The sequence below is a fragment of the Conyzicola nivalis genome (genome assembly GCF_014639655.1).
Classification (GTDB): domain Bacteria; phylum Actinomycetota; class Actinomycetes; order Actinomycetales; family Microbacteriaceae; genus Conyzicola; species Conyzicola nivalis.
The window spans coordinates 1,940,545-1,957,066 of sequence record NZ_BMGB01000001.1 but is presented as its reverse complement, the minus strand read 5'-3'; the positions used below and the strand labels follow the sequence as shown (position 1 = coordinate 1,957,066).

17 protein-coding genes and 1 tRNA gene are annotated in these 16,522 nt (G+C 67.2%); 17 read left to right on the top strand and 1 reads right to left on the bottom strand.

Annotated features, from left to right (window positions below):
- Positions 1 to 70 precede the first annotated feature (70 nt).
- The 17 genes from IEV96_RS09725 to IEV96_RS09645 all read left to right on the top strand — a co-directional run bounded on the left by IEV96_RS09725 (position 71) and on the right by IEV96_RS09645 (position 14,576).
- Positions 71 to 1,060, top strand: coding sequence for a TadA family conjugal transfer-associated ATPase (locus tag IEV96_RS09725; RefSeq protein WP_188510419.1), 990 nt, complete (start codon positions 71 to 73; stop codon positions 1,058 to 1,060).
- Complete coding sequence (locus tag IEV96_RS09720) at positions 1,057 to 1,989, top strand: type II secretion system F family protein (protein ID WP_229733206.1); 933 nt, start codon at positions 1,057 to 1,059, stop codon at positions 1,987 to 1,989. The genes IEV96_RS09725 and IEV96_RS09720 overlap by 4 nt, the downstream gene beginning before the upstream one ends.
- A gap of 138 nt (positions 1,990 to 2,127) precedes the next feature.
- Positions 2,128 to 2,304 (top strand): DUF4244 domain-containing protein, encoded by a 177-nt coding sequence (locus IEV96_RS09715; protein WP_188510418.1) that lies wholly within the window; start codon positions 2,128 to 2,130, stop codon positions 2,302 to 2,304.
- Positions 2,288 to 2,653: a TadE family type IV pilus minor pilin gene (locus tag IEV96_RS09710; protein ID WP_188510417.1), complete on the top strand. Its 366-nt coding sequence runs from the start codon at positions 2,288 to 2,290 to the stop codon at positions 2,651 to 2,653. The genes IEV96_RS09715 and IEV96_RS09710 overlap by 17 nt, the downstream gene beginning before the upstream one ends.
- Positions 2,650 to 3,012, top strand: a complete 363-nt coding sequence (locus tag IEV96_RS09705) for an Rv3654c family TadE-like protein (protein WP_188510416.1) — start codon at positions 2,650 to 2,652, stop codon at positions 3,010 to 3,012. Before IEV96_RS09710 ends, IEV96_RS09705 begins: the two co-directional genes overlap by 4 nt.
- Positions 3,013 to 3,096: 84 nt before the next feature.
- The gene (topA, locus tag IEV96_RS09700) at positions 3,097 to 6,033 is read left to right on the top strand and encodes a type I DNA topoisomerase (RefSeq protein WP_188510415.1); all 2,937 of its coding nucleotides are present in this window, start codon (positions 3,097 to 3,099) and stop codon (positions 6,031 to 6,033) included.
- Positions 6,033 to 6,653 carry a dTMP kinase gene (gene tmk / locus IEV96_RS09695; RefSeq protein ID WP_188510414.1) on the top strand — a complete coding sequence of 207 codons (621 nt, stop codon included), beginning with the start codon at positions 6,033 to 6,035 and terminating at the stop codon, positions 6,651 to 6,653. The genes topA and tmk overlap by 1 nt, the downstream gene beginning before the upstream one ends.
- Before the next feature lie 9 nt (positions 6,654 to 6,662).
- Positions 6,663 to 7,820 (top strand): DNA polymerase III subunit delta', encoded by a 1,158-nt coding sequence (locus IEV96_RS09690; RefSeq protein WP_188510413.1) that lies wholly within the window; start codon positions 6,663 to 6,665, stop codon positions 7,818 to 7,820.
- A complete protein-coding gene (locus IEV96_RS09685) occupies positions 7,820 to 9,343 on the top strand; it encodes an alpha/beta hydrolase (RefSeq protein ID WP_188510412.1) in 1,524 nt (507 codons plus the stop codon). Before IEV96_RS09690 ends, IEV96_RS09685 begins: the two co-directional genes overlap by 1 nt.
- Before the next feature lie 51 nt (positions 9,344 to 9,394).
- On the top strand, positions 9,395 to 10,042 hold the full coding sequence (locus IEV96_RS09680) for a TetR/AcrR family transcriptional regulator (protein ID WP_188510411.1): 648 nt from the start codon (positions 9,395 to 9,397) through the stop codon (positions 10,040 to 10,042).
- Between the two features lie 43 nt (positions 10,043 to 10,085).
- Positions 10,086 to 10,161 (top strand) — tRNA-Thr (locus IEV96_RS09675).
- A 707-nt stretch (positions 10,162 to 10,868) separates the two neighbouring features.
- Positions 10,869 to 11,291: a DUF732 domain-containing protein gene (locus IEV96_RS09670; protein WP_188510410.1), complete on the top strand. Its 423-nt coding sequence runs from the start codon at positions 10,869 to 10,871 to the stop codon at positions 11,289 to 11,291.
- A 293-nt stretch (positions 11,292 to 11,584) separates the two neighbouring features.
- Positions 11,585 to 12,130, top strand: coding sequence for a hypothetical protein (locus IEV96_RS09665; RefSeq protein ID WP_188510409.1), 546 nt, complete (start codon positions 11,585 to 11,587; stop codon positions 12,128 to 12,130).
- 298 nt (positions 12,131 to 12,428) lie between these two features.
- On the top strand, positions 12,429 to 12,764 hold the full coding sequence (locus IEV96_RS09660) for a hypothetical protein (RefSeq protein ID WP_188510408.1): 336 nt from the start codon (positions 12,429 to 12,431) through the stop codon (positions 12,762 to 12,764).
- A 442-nt stretch (positions 12,765 to 13,206) separates the two neighbouring features.
- Entirely contained in the window at positions 13,207 to 13,473 is a 267-nt protein-coding gene (locus tag IEV96_RS09655) for a hypothetical protein (RefSeq protein WP_188510407.1), read from the top strand.
- Between the two features lie 82 nt (positions 13,474 to 13,555).
- Positions 13,556 to 13,927 carry a hypothetical protein gene (locus IEV96_RS09650; RefSeq protein WP_188510406.1) on the top strand — a complete coding sequence of 124 codons (372 nt, stop codon included), beginning with the start codon at positions 13,556 to 13,558 and terminating at the stop codon, positions 13,925 to 13,927.
- A gap of 127 nt (positions 13,928 to 14,054) precedes the next feature.
- Positions 14,055 to 14,576, top strand: coding sequence for a hypothetical protein (locus IEV96_RS09645; RefSeq protein ID WP_188510405.1), 522 nt, complete (start codon positions 14,055 to 14,057; stop codon positions 14,574 to 14,576).
- A gap of 1,346 nt (positions 14,577 to 15,922) precedes the next feature.
- Here IEV96_RS09645 and IEV96_RS09640 read toward each other — a convergent pair.
- Positions 15,923 to 16,495: a TetR/AcrR family transcriptional regulator gene (locus tag IEV96_RS09640; protein ID WP_188510404.1), complete on the bottom strand. Its 573-nt coding sequence runs from the start codon at positions 16,493 to 16,495 to the stop codon at positions 15,923 to 15,925.
- Positions 16,496 to 16,522: the final 27 nt, after the last annotated feature.

The window sequence follows — 16,522 nt, the reverse complement described above, 5'->3', positions numbered from 1 at the left end:
TTTTTCTTGCGTTGTGCACAGTTTCGGATGACTCGGCTCACGCTCTCGCGGGTGCGCCTACCGTGGCGGCATGGAGCCCTTCGTCGCGGTACGTCCCGGAGCCCCTCCGCCTCCTGCGGTGCGGCTCGGAGCCGACGGCGGGTTCCCGGCGGAATTCGGCGTGCTCGCGCCCCTCATCGCAGACCCGAGCGTCACCGACGTCTTCGTGAACGGAGCGCACTCGGTGTGGGTCGACCGCGGCGCGGGCGCCGTGCTGCAGGGCGCCGTCGATCTCGACGAACAGGCCGTGCGCGACCTGGCCGTGCGACTCATGGCCCTCGGTGGCAGGCACATCGACGAGACCACGCCGTGCGTCGACACGCGCCTGCACGACGGCATCCGGGTGCACGCCGTGCTCGCACCCGTGTCGACGCGGGGAACCCTGCTGTCGATCCGCCTCCCGCGCATCCGGCGCATCTCGCTCGACGACCTGGCTGCCGCAGGCTTCTTCCCCGACGGTGCGCTCGACCGGCTGCGCGCGCTCATCGCCGGTCGGGAGAACTTGCTCATCACCGGGGCGGGCGGCAGCGGTAAAACGACGCTGCTCTCGGCGATCCTCAGCGCGGCCGCCCCCACCGAACGCATCGTCGCCATCGAAGACGTCGCCGAACTGCGCGTCGACCACCCGCATTTCGTCGGCCTCGAGGCGAGACAGGCCAACCTCGAGGGAGCGGGCGAGATCTCGCTCCAACGGCTCGTGCGCGAAGCGCTTCGGATGCGCCCCGACCGACTCGTGCTCGGCGAATGCCGCGGGGCCGAGGTGCGCGACCTGCTCGCGGCGCTCAACACCGGTCACGACGGCGGCGCCGGAACCCTGCACGCCAATTCGATCGCCGACGTCCCCGCCCGACTGGAGGCCCTCGGCGCACTGGCCGCGATGTCGGCGTCCGCGATCGGCAGGCAGGCGGTGAGCGCGATCGGCACCGTGCTGCACGTCGAACGCCGCGACTCCCGACGGGTGCTCGCTCAGACCGGGCGCTTCGCCCTCGACAAACGCGGGAGGCTCGAGGTGGTGACGTGAAGTGGCCAGGTCGAGCGAGGCGGCGCGACGACCCGCAGCTCGCCGCGGTCGCCGCCATGGTGCAGCGTCTCGCGGTCCTGCTCGCCGCCGGCGTGACTCCGGCCGCCGCGTGGGGCTACCTCGAAGAGACGCGGGTGGTCACGGCGGTAGCGCACCGGGCAGCCCGCGGCACACCCGTCGCCACCGCCCTCGTGGCGGCGCTGCCCGACGTGCCCGAACCCGAGCGGCCGGCCTGGCGGGCGCTCGCCGCCGCGTGGTTCGCGGCCACGGAGGCCGGGGCGCCCCTCGCGTCGTCGCTGCGGGAGTTCGCGGCCTCGCTGCGGGCGCTGGCCGACGCCCAGCGCGAAATCTCGGTCGCGCTGTCGGCGCCCATCGCGACCGCGCGCCTGGTGATGGTGCTGCCGGCCGTTGGAGTGCTGTTCGGGCTCGTGCTCGGCTTCGACACGCTCGGCATCCTGTTCACGACGGTCCCGGGGCTGGCCTGCCTCGTGCTCGGGTGCATCCTCCTTGCGCTCGCCTTCGCTTGGAACCGCCGGCTCGTGGCCTCCGCCCGCCCGCGCGAACTCGCTCCCGGCCTGCGGTTCGACCTAATGGCGATCGCGGTGTCGGGCGGCACCTCGCTCGAACGCGCGACCGGGTCGGTGCGGCGGGCGCTCGAGGCGGCCGGCGTCGACGCCGTCGGCGACCTGCCCGCCGTCGACGCCGTGCTCGACCTGTCCCGCCGGGCCGGTGTTCCGGCCGGAGACCTGTTGCGCAGCGAAGCGGAAGAGGCCCGCCGGTCGGCCCGTGCCACGGCGGCGGCCGCCGCCTCGGTGCTCGGCGTCAAGCTGATGCTTCCGCTCGGGCTGTGCATCCTCCCCGCGTTCATGCTGCTCGGTGTCGCACCGCTGCTGCTCGCCGTGATCAGCTCGACCGTGTCGGGCTTCTGACTCGGGCTTCCGATCCCTCCCCACCCGACACCCCTGCCCTCGTCCGCACAGTCTTACCGGACGCCCGTCGCGACGGCACGTCGAGCGGGACACTGATTCTGCTCGTCGCCACCGCATCGATAACAGGAGAGAAAGAACATGGCTGTACGAAACTGGCGCACCCGTCTCGCCGACGAAGAGGGAGCTGCCACCGCCGAGTACGCGATCGCCACGATGGCCGCCGTGGGGTTCGCGGGACTGCTGGTCGTGATCCTGCGCAGCAACGAGGTCCGCGGGCTGCTGCTCGACATCATCCGCAATGCGCTCTCGGTCTGAACTGCCCGCAACTCCGGGCGGGCACCGCCGCGGTGACGAACGCGGCAGCGTCACCGCCGAGTTCGCCGCGGTGGTGCCCGCCATCGTGCTCTTGCTCGCCTGCTGCCTCGCCGGGCTGCAGATCACCGGCCAGCAGCTGCGGTTGCAGGATGCCGCTGCCGACGTCTCCCGTTCGGTCGCCCGCGGCGGCGGCGGTGCTCAGGCGGCGCTGGTCGGTGCCTCGGTCAGCGTCACCCAGAGCGGCGACCTCGTCTGCGTCCGGTTGAGCGCACGGTCGCGCTCGCCCGCCGGCACCCTGCTCGGGCTCACCCTCACCGCTTCGAGCTGCGCACTGGGAGGCGGCAAGTGAAGGCCCAGCACGAGCGGGGAGCCGGTTCGGTGCTCGCCGTCGCGATCATCGCAGCCGTGCTCTGCCTCACGGTGATGCTCGTTCCCCTCTATTCGGTGTTCGCGAAGAAGCAGTCGCTGGCCGGAGCTGCCGACGCAGCGGCCCTGGCGGCGGCCGATGTGAGGGTCGGGTTGGAGCCGGGCGAACCCTGCGCTGTGGCGGCGCGGGTGGCATCGGCGAACGGCGGCAGGCTGGCTTCGTGCCACGTCGACGGGCTCGTCGTCACCGTGCGAGTGACGGCGACCGTCGCCGGGTTCGCCGTTGGCGTAGCGGCGACCGCCGGTCCTCCCGATATCAGAGGGCCCACAGGAGTTGAATAGGTGAGATTCGGCTTCACCTGTGTATGGTGTCGCTGATAGGGCCTCAATGCGCCCCGTGTTCCATCCCCTTATATAAGGAGTCACGTGCCTGGCACGAAGAAGCTCGTTGTCGTCGAGTCGCCCGCAAAGGCGAAGACCATTGCCCAGTACCTGGGAGACGGATACATCGTCCAGGCATCGGTCGGTCACATCCGCGACCTCATCGAGCCGAAAAACCTGCCGCCCGAACTCAAGAAGGGCTCGCTCGGCAAGTTCTCCGTCGACGTCGACAATGGGTTCGAGCCGTACTACGTGGTGTCCGACGCCAAGAAGAAGACCGTCGCGGATCTGAAGAAGGCACTGGCCTCGGCCGACGAGCTCTACCTCGCAACTGATGAGGACCGCGAAGGGGAGGCCATCGCGTGGCACCTGCTGCAGGTGCTCAAGCCCAAGGTTCCCGTGAAGCGCATGGTCTTCCACGAGATCACAAAAGAAGCCATCGAGCGCGCCAAAGAGAACACCCGCGAACTCGACACCGCACTCGTCGACGCCCAAGAGACCCGCCGCATCCTCGACCGCCTCTACGGCTACGAGATCTCGCCCGTGCTCTGGCGCAAGGTGGGCCCCGGCCTCTCCGCCGGCCGCGTGCAGTCCGCCGCAACGCGGCTCGTCGTCGACCGCGAGCGCGAACGACTGGCCTTCACCGCAGCCAGCTACTGGGACCTCATCGCCCAGTTCGCGCCCCAGACCGGAACCCAGGACTTCGAGTCGCGTCTCGTGCGCGTCGACGGCGCTCGCATCGCCGTGGGCCGTGACTTCGACGACAAGGGCGTGCTCAAGTCCGACGCCATCGCGCTCGACGAGAACCGCGCCCAGACGCTCGCCACCCAGCTGCGCGAGCCGTCGGTGTCGCTCGTGGTGTCGTCCGTCGAATCGAAGCCGTACACGCGCCGCCCCGCGGCCCCGTTCACCACGTCGACCCTGCAGCAGGAGGCGGGCCGCAAGCTGCGCTTCTCCGCGCGCCAGACCATGAGCGTCGCCCAGGGCCTGTACGAAAACGGGTACATCACCTACATGCGTACCGACTCGGCGACGCTGTCGGGGCAGGCCATCAACGCCGCCCGCACGCAGGCCGCCGCCCTCTACGGCGCAGACACCATTCCCGAGAAGCCGCGCGTCTACGCCGGCAAGAACAAGAGCGCGCAGGAGGCCCACGAGGCCATCCGCCCCTCCGGCGAGACGTTCCGCACGCCCGCCGAGCTGTCGTCCGTTCTCCGCGGCAACGACTTCAAGCTCTACGACCTCATCTGGAAGCGCACCGTCGCCTCGCAGATGGCCGACGCCAAGGGCTCGACCGCGACCGTCACCATCAAGGCCGGACCGACCGCCGACGACTCGATCGCCGAGTTCGCCGCCAGCGGCACCGTCATCACCTTCCGCGGCTTCCTGCACGCCTACGAAGAGAGCCGCGACGAGGAGCGCAACGAGACCGCCGAGCCCACAGAGGCGAAGCTGCCCCAGCTCACCGAGGGCCAGACCCTCAACCTGGTCGACATCGAGGCCAAGGGCCACGAGACGTCGGCACCGCCGCGTTACACGGAGGCGAGCCTCGTCAAGGCGCTCGAAGAGCTCGGCATCGGCCGCCCGTCGACCTACGCCGCCATCATCTCGACCATCATCGACCGCGGCTACGTCACGCCGCGCGGCCAGGCCCTCGTGCCCAACTGGATCGCGTTCTCGGTGGTCCGCCTGCTCGAGGAGTACTTCTCCGACCTCGTCGAGTACGACTTCACCGCGGGCATGGAGAGCGACCTCGACCTCATCGCCGGCGGAGAGGCCGACCGCGTCGAGTGGCTCACCGGCTTCTACTTCGGCAACACGAAGCACCGCGGCCTGCGCACGGTGATCGACAACCTCGGAGAGATCGACGCCCGCGAGATCAACTCGATCAAGATCGCCGACGACGTCACCCTGCGCATCGGCAAGTACGGCCCCTACCTCGAAGCACCAGGGGTCGACCCCGAGACGCCGCGCCGCGTCAACATCCCCGCCGAGCTGGCGCCCGACGAGCTCACCGCCGCCAAGGCGCGCGAGCTCATCGAAGCCCCCGTCGTGGGCGACCGCATCATCGGCGTGAACCCCGAGAACGGCAAGCACGTCGTCGCCAAAGACGGCCGGTTCGGCCCGTACGTCACCGAGGTCGACCCCGTGGACGAGGCTGCGGAAGCCGCCGCCAAGGCCGAAGCCGAGGCTGCCGCGGCCGTCGTCGCGGCCGCCGAGGTCGTCGACCCCGCCACCGGCGAGGTCGTCGCGGCGAAGCCCAAGCGCAAGCCGGCGGCGAAGAAGGCCGTCGCTGCCAAGGCGCGCACCGCATCCATCTTCAAGTCCATGGACCTCGCGACCGTCGACCTCGAAACCGCGCTGCGCCTGCTCGACCTGCCCCGCGTCGTCGGCCTCGACCCCGAGACCGGCGCCGAGATCACCTCGCAGAACGGCAAATTCGGCCCGTACCTGAAGAAGGGCACGGACACGCGTTCGCTCACGAGCGAAGACCAGATCTTCGAGATCGACCTCGCCGGTGCGATCGAGCTCTACGCCCAGCCGAAGTACGGCGGACGCGCCGCGTCGAGCGCGCTCAAAGACTTCGAGCAGCCCGACCCGGTGAGCGAGAAGCCGATCCGGATCAAAGATGGTCGCTTCGGCGCCTATGTGACGGATGGCACGACCAACGCCACGATTCCGCGCGGTGAAACCGTCGAAGACGTCGACTACGACCGTGCGGTTCAGCTGCTCGCCGACAAGCGCGCGAAGGGCCCCGTCGTCAAGAAGAAGCCGGCCGCGAAGAAGCCGGCCGCGAAGAAGCCCGCGGCCAAGAAGCCGGCTGCCGTCAAGAAGCCCGCCGCGAAGAAGCCCGCCGTGGCCAAGGCCGCGTTGACTCCGGAAGCGGCGGCGAAGGCCGAAGCGACCAAGGCAAAGGCAGCGGCGACCCGCGCCAAGACCGCCGCCGCGAAGAAGGCGGCAGCCGAGGCCACGGCACAGTAGTGGCCGGCCTGTTTATCACCTTCGAGGGCGGCGACGGCTCGGGCAAGTCCACCCAGTCGGCGCTGCTCACCGAGTGGCTCACGAGCACGGGTCACACCGTGGTGCACTCGCGTGAACCCGGCGGCACCGAACTGGGCGGCGAACTGCGCGAGATCATCCTGCACCGCCGCGGCTACATCGCCCCGCGCGCCGAGGCCCTGATCTACGCCGCCGACCGCGCACACAACATCGCCACCAAGGTGCGACCCGCGATCGAGCGCGGCGAGATCGTGATCCAGGACCGCTACCTCGACTCGTCCGTGGCGTACCAGGGCGCCGGACGCGTGCTCGATGGCACCGAGATCCGCGATATCTCGCTCTGGGCGGCGGAAGGCCTGCTCCCCGACCTCACCGTGCTGCTCGACCTGTCGCCCGAGAACGGGCGCGAGCGCATCGCGTCGACGCGCGACGTCTACGACCGGCTCGAGGCGGAGAAGAACGACTTCCACCAGCGCGTGCGCAACTCCTTCCTCGCCCTCGCCGAGGCCGAGCCGCAGCGCTTCCTCGTGCTCGACGCGACCGACCCGATCGAGACCATCGCGGCCGCCATCCGCGGTCGCGTTGTCGCACTCCTCGCTTAGGCTGAACGCATGTCAGTCTGGGACGAACTCACCGGCCAGTCCGAGGCCATCGCCGTCTTCCGGGCGGCCGCGGAGGCCAGCGCGGCCGACGGCAGCAACGACTCGTCCATGACCCACGCCTGGCTCATCACCGGGCCCCCCGGGTCGGGCAGGTCCAACCTCGCGTACGCTTTCGCGACGGCCCTGCTCAGCGACGGCAACATCGACGGCGACGAGTCGGTCCGCCTGCAGGTCGCCGCCCGCAGCCACCCCGACCTGGCCGTCCTCAGCACCGACCGCATCATCATCACCGTCGAAGAGGTGCGCAAACTGGCGGCCTCCAGCTACTACTCGCCGTCGGTCGGCCGCTACCGGGTGATCGTCGTCGAAGACGCCGACCGCATGATGGAGCGCAGCTCGAACGCTCTGCTCAAGGCCCTCGAAGAGCCGCCGCCCCGCACCGTCTGGATCCTCTGCGCGCCGAGCGAGGCCGACCTGCTGCCCACCATCCGCTCCCGCGTGCGCTCGGTGCGCCTGCGCGTGCCCGCCGTCGACGACGTCGCCGAGCTGATCGCCCGGCGCGACGGCGTCGACCTACCGACCGCCACCCGCGCCGCGCGTGAGGCGCAGAGCCACATCGGCATGGCGCACCGGCTCGCGACGAACGAAGAGGCACGCTCCCGACGGCAGGAGACACTCGAGATCGCCCTCGGCGTGCGCTCGGTCTCGGGCGCCATGCTCGCCGCAACCAAGCTGTTGGCGATCGCCGGCGCCGACGCGAGCGCGCTCACGCAGGAGCGCGACGCCGACGAGCGGGCCGGTGCGCTGCGATCGCTCGGCATCGAGCCGGGAGGCACGATTCCGCCGGCGCTGCGGGCGCAGCTGAAGAACCTCGAAGAAGACCAGAAGCGGCGCGAGAAGCGCAGCCTGCGCGACGGAATCGACCGGGTCATGGTCGACCTGCTCTCGCTCTACCGCGACATCCTGCTGCTGCAGCTCGGCGTCGAGACCGAACCGATCAACCTCAGTATCTACAACAAGCTCGTCACCGCGAGCGAGCAATCAACCGCTCAGGAGACCCTCGCCACCATGGACGCGATCGCCACCGCCCGCCGCCGCATCGAGAGCAACGTCACACCGGCGCTCGCGCTCGAAGCGATGCTCGTCGCTGCCCGCCGCGCCGCCTGATGCGCGCCCGCAGAATCGCCGCCGTCGCGGCCGGCCTGGCCGTCGCACTCACGCTCGCCGCCTGCAGCGCCCCCGCCGTGCGCACCGAGTCGACGCCGGTCCCCACCGAGGTCAGCGCCGAGCTGGAGCCGTTCTACACCCAGGTGCTCACCTGGACCGAGTGCGAAGACGGCATGCAGTGCGCCACCGCGACCGCCCCGCTCGACTGGACAGACCCGGCCCGCGACTCGATCGACCTCGCGCTCGTGCGCAACCCCGCCGAAGCCGCAGAGCCGCTCGGGTCCGTGCTCGTCAACCCCGGCGGACCGGGCGGCAGCGGCTACGACTTCATCGCCGACAGCCTCGACTACGCCGTGTCGCCGACGCTGCGCGAGAAGTTCGACATCGTCGGGTTCGATCCGCGCGGGGTCAACCGCTCGTCGGCCGTTCTCTGCCACACCGACACGGCCCAGCTCGATGCGTTCATCTACGACATCGTCCCCGGCGAGTTCGGCAGCGATGCCTGGATCACCGCCGCGGCAGACGCCAACGGCGCCTACGCACAGCAGTGTGTGGCGAACACGGGCGACCTGCTCGGGTTCGTCGACACCGTGAGCGCCGCCCGCGACCTCGATCTGCTGCGCGCCGTACTCGGCGACGAAAAGCTCAACTACCTGGGCTTCTCGTACGGCACGCTGCTCGGCGCCACCTACGCCGAGCTCTACCCCCAGAACACCGGCCGCCTCGTGCTCGACGGCGCCCTCGACCCCACGTCGACGAGCTTCGACGTGTCGATCACCCAGGCCAAGGGGTTCGAGAGCGCGCTGCGGGCGTTCCTCGCCGATTGCGCCACCGCCGAAGACTGCCCGTTCACCGGCACCGCAGACGACTCGATGCTGAAGATCCGCGCCCTGCTCGACCGCCTCGACGCGAGTCCGATCCGGGCAGCCGACGGCCGCGAGCTCGGCAGCAACTCGATGACCAGCGCGATCGTTCTGCCCCTCTACCGGGAGGCCGACTGGCCCTACCTGCGCCAGCTCTTCGACACGGTCATGAAAGGCGATGCCGCTCTCGCCTTCTCGCTCGCCGACAGCTACAACGGACGCAATCCCACCGACGGCAGCTACCTCGACAACTCGCTTGAGGCTCGGCTCGCGATCAACTGCCTCGATTACGCCTCGCAGGGTGACGTCGCTGTCATGCGCGAGCAGGCCGCCGAGCTCGCCGCCGCCGCTCCCGTGCTGGGAAAGCAGCTCTCCTACGGCGACGTCGGCTGCCTGCAGTGGCCGGTGAAGGCCTCGACCGAGCGTCCGGTCATCGACGCCGCCGGTTCCGCCGACATCCTCGTGGTCGGCACGACCAACGATCCCGCGACACCGTATTCGTGGGCGCAGGCACTGGCCGACCAGCTCGAGAACGGCCACCTGGTCACCTACGAGGGCGAGGGGCACACCGCCTACAACAAGTCGAACGCCTGCGTGGATGACACGGTCGACGACTTCTTCGTCGCCGGAACCGTCCCCGCATCCGACCCGCTGTGCTGAACCGACCCTGCGTTGAGCGCGCAAACTTGCGCACTGTGAAAGAATCTTGACATGAAGACGGATGCCCCGGAGCTCGGCCTGCGCGAACGCAAGCGACTGGCCACCCGCCGCGCTATCCAGTTCGCGGTTCTCGAACTCGTCGCGGAGCGTGGTCTCGACAACGTCACCGTCGACGAGATCAGCCGGGTCGCCGACGTTTCACCGCGCACCTTCTTCAACTACTTCACCTCGAAAGAGGAGGCGCTGATCGGCGAGGCGCCGTCGCTCGCGACCGGCTCCGCGGTAGAGGATTTCGTCGCGGCAGGACCGCGGGGCGACCTCCTCGCCGACCTCGGCGAGATGATGGCCGCGGCCAGCGAGAACATGCCCGACGACTTCGAGCTCTTGACGCTGCGTCGCAAACTTATGAAGCAGCATCCGCAGCTCTTCGCCCTCCGGATGGCGACCATGCGCAACTTCGAAGACGAACTGGGTGCCGTCGTTTCGCGCCGGCTCGTCGCCGACGAACCGATGCTCGCCGACGAGCCGGACGAACTGGCCCAGCGCTCGCGGCTGATCACCTTCGTCGCGTTCGGCGTGATGCGCCACGCCTGGTCGCGCTGGGCGGATGCCGGCGGGGGACCGGACGAACTCGCGAGCCGCCTGCGCGCCTCGTTCGCCCAGCTCGACGACCTGCTTGTGCAATCACGGGTCGAATGATCGACTAAGCTTTCTTGCTGTGCCTCGGGAAATCGAGTCACCCGCCGCCTTAGCTCAGTTGGTAGAGCATCTCACTCGTAATGAGAAGGTCGTCAGTTCGATTCTGACAGGCGGCTCCATATAAACAGTGGGGAGTAGCCACTACGGCTGCTTCCCAGTTTTGCGTCCTGCACTTTGCAGGGCACCCTATGTTCAAATTCGGATCCGCTAGAACCCGCGGGAGCTGGTGGCGTCAGCCGTTTCGAAGTTGGAAGAGGGACCCCCCACCTTGTTTCAGGTCGCCCTCGGGGATGCTCGGGGGCGGCTCGGATTCTGCTGGGGACGGGCTGCGCCCCCGTGGGTCGCGTCGTGCGCTCGCGTCACGCTCTACGCGAGTTTGGTCTCAGCTGTGTGGAACAGACATCCTGTGAGGGCGTTACTGTCTGCCCCCTAGGCGTCGTGCCACACCGTGTCGGTAGGTGCTGCCCTCGGATGCCGGGATGCTGCTCTTGCGGTTGCATCTTCGTAGCCACGGAGCGGCGTGCTGTGCTGCCTTGGCTTGCTTCGCGGTCTCGCCGGCATGGTTGCGGGGTGCAGATACACATGAGTACTTCGAGGCGGTAGTCGAACCTGTCTCCGGTATGGTGAAGCTCGGTGCTATTGTCCTCGCACCTGGTGCCGGCCTTGTCTCGGAACTCGCAGACGCCGCAGGCCCGCGCGCTGGCCTGCTTGCGGCGAGTATCCCAGTTGGGCGGCAGCTCGCCCTTCCGGTGAGAGGTGGACCATGCCATCGCGTGCCCCTCACTGGTGGGTGTGCTGCTGAGTGATGCTCGGTAGGCTCGCGAGCATGAGGACCCACGCCGCTGCTGTCGCCCTGCTCGCTGTCGTCTTGCTGTCCGGGTGCGCCGCCGCCGAGCCAGAGGCCATCGCGACCCCGTCGCCGACCGCTGCCGAGGAGGAGCCGGTCGAGGAAGCTGAGTACCAGCTGCCGACGCGTGCCGCGATGGATGACTTCACCCGCTCCGTTGCCGAGGCCGAGTACCTTGCCGGGGTGAAGGAGTCGGTGCCGAGTGTCGACTACTCGGACGAGGTGCTGATCAACGCCGGCGATGCGACGTGCGACACCATGGATCGCGGCGACTCGATGGAGTCGGTGTTCATGGTGCTCGCCGGCTACCTGCCCGACCTGCCCGACCTTGAGTCGGTTGCCCTGATCGGCGGCGCGGCATCCGGCACTCTATGCCCCGAACATGTCGGATACGCCGAGTAGTCGTGTACTCGCTCGAAAAACAAGAACAAGCTACGGCCCCCGAGTGGAGGGCATGGCCGGTTTCAACTGATGCCCCGTGGTAGGCACTATTGCTCGCTCCCTTGGTCGCGAGCCTTTTCACGTTTCTTCTAACCCGCGCAGCAGTTGTGAAGTGCGCAGCTGGTTGGCATCGGTATTTATCAGTTCTTCCAATCGGGGAGCGCGCATACGGAGGTCGGATTCGCGTGGGGCCCCGGACGCCGCACGGATGAGAGCATGCGCTAACGCGAGCGTGGCCCCGGTACGATGCACCAATGACCGCATCCGAAACCGCCTTGTTTGGAGCTGCAATTGGCTTTGGCGCTTCCGTTCTCGGCGCGCTGTTGACCTCGATAATTGGCCCAGTGGTAGCGCGCTGGCAGGAGCGTCGAACTGTCGGATACGAAACCACGCGTGAGGTGCAACGTGAGAGCATCATCGAGATCACCCACCTCAACAACAAATGGATCGAAGCGTGGCGGACCGGTGATGAAGTCGAGATCGACAAAGCGTCGAACGCCATCCGCACGGCGAACGTCCGATTGCGAATGTGGGTCAACGGCGACGCGCGCTCCGTCGCTGGTCTCGTCTACGTAGTGCTTTCCGCCGAGTCGTTCTCGGAAGCGGTGGCGCTCGGCCACAGCTGGGACGAAATTGCCATGGAATGGTATCGAGGTGCGATACCTGGCCGCAGACTTGAAACTGCGTTCGAAGAACAAGTCGAGTACGCCCGGGCCCTTCGCGATGCCATGATCGTTCGAGGCGAAGACATCGAGCCCGACAGGCCAAAACGCCGTGCCAAATGGAAGCGCCGCAGGTAAGTTCTTAATCCCGAATTTAATCTCGCCAGAGGTGTTCGCCTGATCCGACATTAAAGTAGCGCCGATGCGCTCCGACGACGCTCCCGGTCGCGGTGGGCCTGCACGCCAACGCGCACCGGCTGTGCTCCGCGCATCACGTACCGGCGATGGCCCACAGCCCGGTTGCGGCGAGACGGTGCGCTGGCGAGATACTGAGCACCTTCGGGCTCGTCGCGAACCCGGCACCTTCGGGCTCGTCGCGAACCCGGAATCAACTTTGAACCATCAGACTTGACTTCTTTTCAATAAGCTTCTGGATATGTGGCCGTATCTAGACCCGTTTTCAATGCGTCCCGAGGCAGCATCTGCGCTTTCAGGCCTCCTGGTGGTCGTGCTGTTCGCATTCCTCGTGGAGTTCGGCCGCGCCATACGCGAGGTGGCGAGTGCGAAGAAAATCAGAAAGGGAAAGCGCCAGCTGTACTTCGCCGTGGGTTGGGTGGGAGTCTCTTGGCTGATCTCGCAGCTGCCGCTCTTAGGGGCGGTCAACTCCGGCGGACTTACCGGCCTCGCAGCCCTTTCGGTTTGGGTGGTCGCCTTAGTCCAACTCGTCATTCTGGGGAGCGGTCTCGTATGGATTTCGCTGGTGAAAAAGTGAGCCATTGGACCATGAGCCGCTTGTTTTCGTCATAGCGCTCGCCATAGACCTCGTGGATGGTGGATTGCAGCAGCCCTCGTAATCCGAATCCGGCGCCCAAACGCGGCAAGCTGGAACCAGGTGCGCTCGAGCGGGTAGTAGACACGCACGTCAGCGACGTGGCCGCGCTCTCAAACCCACGGCGACATCTTCCAGCCGAACCGCCACGCCTGCAACTGCAGCGCGGGCTCGTACGCCGGGTTGCACGTCTCGCACGACGTCAACCCTTCCGCGACCGGCGGACGGACTTTGCTGCCGCCTATGCCGACCGCAGCACGGTGCTGGTAATGCAAGTGCGCCCCGGCGCCGCAGGAGACACAGCGGCGTCCGTCGCGCTCGTACGTCACCGCTCGGGTGACGGGTCTCGGTTCACTCATGCCGCGACCCCCGCTAGAGTTCCGGTATGAGTGATGAGATAGCGTCCAATGAGTCGAACGAATTGGCCGAGACCCGGCGAGAAGAAGCGTGGGCTCATCTGAACGAATTCCTTCTGAAGCTCAACCCTGGGCTCACGATCACGTCAGACATGCTGGTTGAGTCCGGGGTGCACCTCGACGGAGAGGGAAAGCTCGCGATGCCGACGAGTGACCTTGAAGGAGCGATGGTGGTGGCCGTCGCGAAGCTTGAAATGCGGATCCTTGCAATTGAAAAGGCTCTCGCTTCGAAGTAGGCTCGCACGGCCACAGACCCACCGAGCAGGTACTCGGCGACCGCGGTGCTCAGACTGCGCTACCGCCGATAGAGTTTCTGAAATGGACTCGGCGTGGGTAGTTGTCATCGGTGCGGCAGTTGGCGCCTTCGGTTCGTTCGGCGGTGTTGCGCTCACCTCGTGGCTCGTTGAGCGCAGGGAAGACAAGCGCGAGCGCCGTAGGCAGCTGCTGGTCGTGATCGAGGCGATCCTCGAGCGCACAGCTCGCGCGTCCTTCCAACGCGACCGAGGTAGCGTCGAATACCTCGAACGGTCTGCCGACGGAATGGCGCTCGTCGCGAAGTTCGCGACGTTGGTCCCGAAAGGTGGAGACGATGTCCCCAACCTGGTAATTGCTGCTTGGAACGCGATGCGCAATGACCCGGGCAACGAGCCGAAATACGCAGCGGCCGTTTTGGCAAAACTTCCGGCCTAGTATCGAGGCGACACCACACCCGCGGAACTCGCGCAGCTGGGCGGCGGATGGCCGATGACGAACCGCGCCAACAGCAGACTGAACCATTGCAGCTGAAAGTCCATCTCGCGCCGATAGAGTCGGGTTCATGGAATGGCTCGGAACCGCAATAGCAGTGCTCGCCGCTGCCGCCGCCTTTTGGCAGGCGTCCGAAGCGCGCGCGGCACGTAGAGACGCAGCCGGCAGCGAGAAGCTTGCAAGAGAACACGTCAGCGCCGCCCAGTCATCGGCCGGCTCAGCAGAACGAGCCGCGAGTGCTCTGGAAGAGCAAACGCAGATTCTCAGGCAGGGACAGCCAGCGCGCCCGCGATGGCACGTACGTCCCCTAGGACCACAAACCGTGCAGGTCAGGAACGTCATGCGTCGTCGAGTGTTCGACGTCGAAGTGATACCGACGTATCGTTCGGAATCCGCTACATTCGAGGTAAACGCAACTGATCTTTCTGTCGTCAATGGGCAAGCGTGGTTCGAGATCAGATTTGAACTCGTACCACGGGAAGCGGACTTCATAAAGTTCGACGTGACTTGGCGTGAAGCCGATGAACCCGATCGCCAAACCGAGCCGCTGATAATCAACCGGCCCACGGGAACGCGCGGCATCATTTTGTAGTCCATCAGCCTTCCCCTCTTCCCGTTCCGGCCCGCCGGTAAGTGACCTTGACCATGCCGGCCTGCGTCTGCGGAACGGAAGTCAACTACTCGACCGGCTTCGCCACAGCACGCGCCAAGTCATAAGCGACCTCCGCCGTATCCAGCGCCACCTCGAAGGCATCCGTCTCCCGAAGCTCCGCGCTCTTTGCCGTCGACGACCGCAGCGACTTCCCATGGACGATCGCATGCAACCGTGCGACCACCCGCTTCGTCTTTGTCCGCGTCCTTGATGATCAGCGCGCTCTTCGCCGCGAAATACCTTGCGACCTCGAGGTCTTCGATCACGTCGTCAGGGGTCTTGATCTGCCCCCTCCGTCGGCATCGGTGCCAGGCGGATGCGGGCGTACTCAGCATCTGCCTCAATCTCCTTCGTAGCGCGCACGGGGCGGCCCTCGGTGTCGACGACCTCGTGCTCGACGTCGGGGGTTCTCCTGAGAGGACGTGTCTGAAGTCGGCGCGCATAACGATGCGCGCTTCCATCGGCGGCCGGGTGATCGCGTTGGCTGCCTTCGTGGCGTTCTGCGCTTCGAGGAAACTGCGAGCACCGCGATGGTATTTGCGACGCGCTGCTGCTCTGCGAGGAGCGCGGTGGCGTGCACCTGAGCAAGCGCGAGGCGCTCGACCGCGAGCGCCGTCTCCCCGCTGTTCCCTGCGACCTCGATCGCGTCGAGCACCGCTGTCTTGTGGTCGATGGCGGTCATGCCGTCACCCCCAGTTCAGCTGCGATAGCGTCCAACGTCGCCGGCCCAAGAGCCTGCGCCGCAAGTGCCTCGCGCACCCGCTCAAGCACGAGCTGCGCCTGCCTGTCACTGTCGGGTGCGATCGCGTCAATGAGCGGCACGCGGTCCGGAAAGGATCGGTACACCGTCCCGGACGGGCCCGCCTCCCCGGCGACCTGCTTTGTGGTGAATCGATCCCGGCCGTGCTTCGCATACGCGACACACGCGGCCGCCAGCAGCTGCTCGAGGCCGCGCCCGCGAGTGCGCCTGCACCGGCTCATTGCGGAGCGGCGCCGGGTGGAGCATGCCGCATTTACGTTCACCCGCTCGAGGAACGAGAGCGCGAGCTGGCCCGGAGGATGGACGAGCAGTCTGCACCCTACGCTGCACCTTATGCACCTTCCGCAAGCGAAGATGCTCGAACGCCCACTAACTGACGCTTTCAACGTCTACGCGGAAACCAGCCATGACTGAGTGTCTGCGAATCGGGCTTTCATCTCACTCGTAATGAGAAGGTCGTCAGTTCGATTCTGGCAGGCGGCTCCACTAGATCTTCCAGCGGTCCGCGCGGCCTATGCCCGCGCCCTTACGACAAGCCGGCGAGCGGCCGAGCCGTGCGCAGGAACGCGCGGCGTGCCCGCGCCGAGTCGTCGAGGTAGCTGCCGATGAGCACGCCGTCGCGCAGTATGGCGATCGCGTCGACCGTCTCGGCCGGGTCGGCGATGCCCGCGTCGCTCAGGTAGCGAGCCAGGGAGCCGCGGAACCAAGCGCGGTGGTCGGCGACGACCTTGCGCACCGGGCTCTCCGGGTCGGGGAACTCCGCCGTGGCGTTGATGAACGGGCATCCCCGGGTGTGGTGGCGCGTGGCGTCGTCCGCTATGCCTTCGAGCGCCGACTCTAGCATGTGCTCGGGCGAGACCGCGGCGACCTCGCCCTGCTCGAACAGGGAGCGCAACATTGCGTCCTCGCGCTGCAGGTAGGCGACGACGAGCGCCTCCTTGCCGGCGAAGTGGCGGTAGAGCGTCGCCCGCGTCACCTGCGCTTCGCGCACGATCTGGTCGATGCCGACCGAATTGATGCCCTCGCGGTAGAACAGCTCGCTGGCGACCTCGAGCAGATGCTGACGCGGGGGAACGGAAGCGCGGGACGAGGCTGACATGCACACATCATACACAAGAACGAACGG

Coding starts and splice junctions, on each gene's coding strand:
- IEV96_RS09725 (WP_188510419.1), top strand. CDS start 71: ATGGAGCCCTTCGTCGCGGTACGTCCCGGAGCCCCTCCGCCTCCTGCG.
- IEV96_RS09715 (WP_188510418.1), top strand. CDS start 2,128: ATGGCTGTACGAAACTGGCGCACCCGTCTCGCCGACGAAGAGGGAGCT.
- IEV96_RS09710 (WP_188510417.1), top strand. CDS start 2,288: ATGCGCTCTCGGTCTGAACTGCCCGCAACTCCGGGCGGGCACCGCCGC.
- IEV96_RS09690 (WP_188510413.1), top strand. CDS start 6,663: ATGTCAGTCTGGGACGAACTCACCGGCCAGTCCGAGGCCATCGCCGTC.
- IEV96_RS09685 (WP_188510412.1), top strand. CDS start 7,820: ATGCGCGCCCGCAGAATCGCCGCCGTCGCGGCCGGCCTGGCCGTCGCA.
- IEV96_RS09680 (WP_188510411.1), top strand. CDS start 9,395: ATGAAGACGGATGCCCCGGAGCTCGGCCTGCGCGAACGCAAGCGACTG.
- IEV96_RS09670 (WP_188510410.1), top strand. CDS start 10,869: ATGAGGACCCACGCCGCTGCTGTCGCCCTGCTCGCTGTCGTCTTGCTG.
- IEV96_RS09665 (WP_188510409.1), top strand. CDS start 11,585: ATGACCGCATCCGAAACCGCCTTGTTTGGAGCTGCAATTGGCTTTGGC.
- IEV96_RS09660 (WP_188510408.1), top strand. CDS start 12,429: ATGTGGCCGTATCTAGACCCGTTTTCAATGCGTCCCGAGGCAGCATCT.
- IEV96_RS09655 (WP_188510407.1), top strand. CDS start 13,207: ATGAGTGATGAGATAGCGTCCAATGAGTCGAACGAATTGGCCGAGACC.
- IEV96_RS09650 (WP_188510406.1), top strand. CDS start 13,556: ATGGACTCGGCGTGGGTAGTTGTCATCGGTGCGGCAGTTGGCGCCTTC.
- IEV96_RS09645 (WP_188510405.1), top strand. CDS start 14,055: ATGGAATGGCTCGGAACCGCAATAGCAGTGCTCGCCGCTGCCGCCGCC.
- IEV96_RS09640 (WP_188510404.1), bottom strand. CDS start 16,495: ATGTCAGCCTCGTCCCGCGCTTCCGTTCCCCCGCGTCAGCATCTGCTC.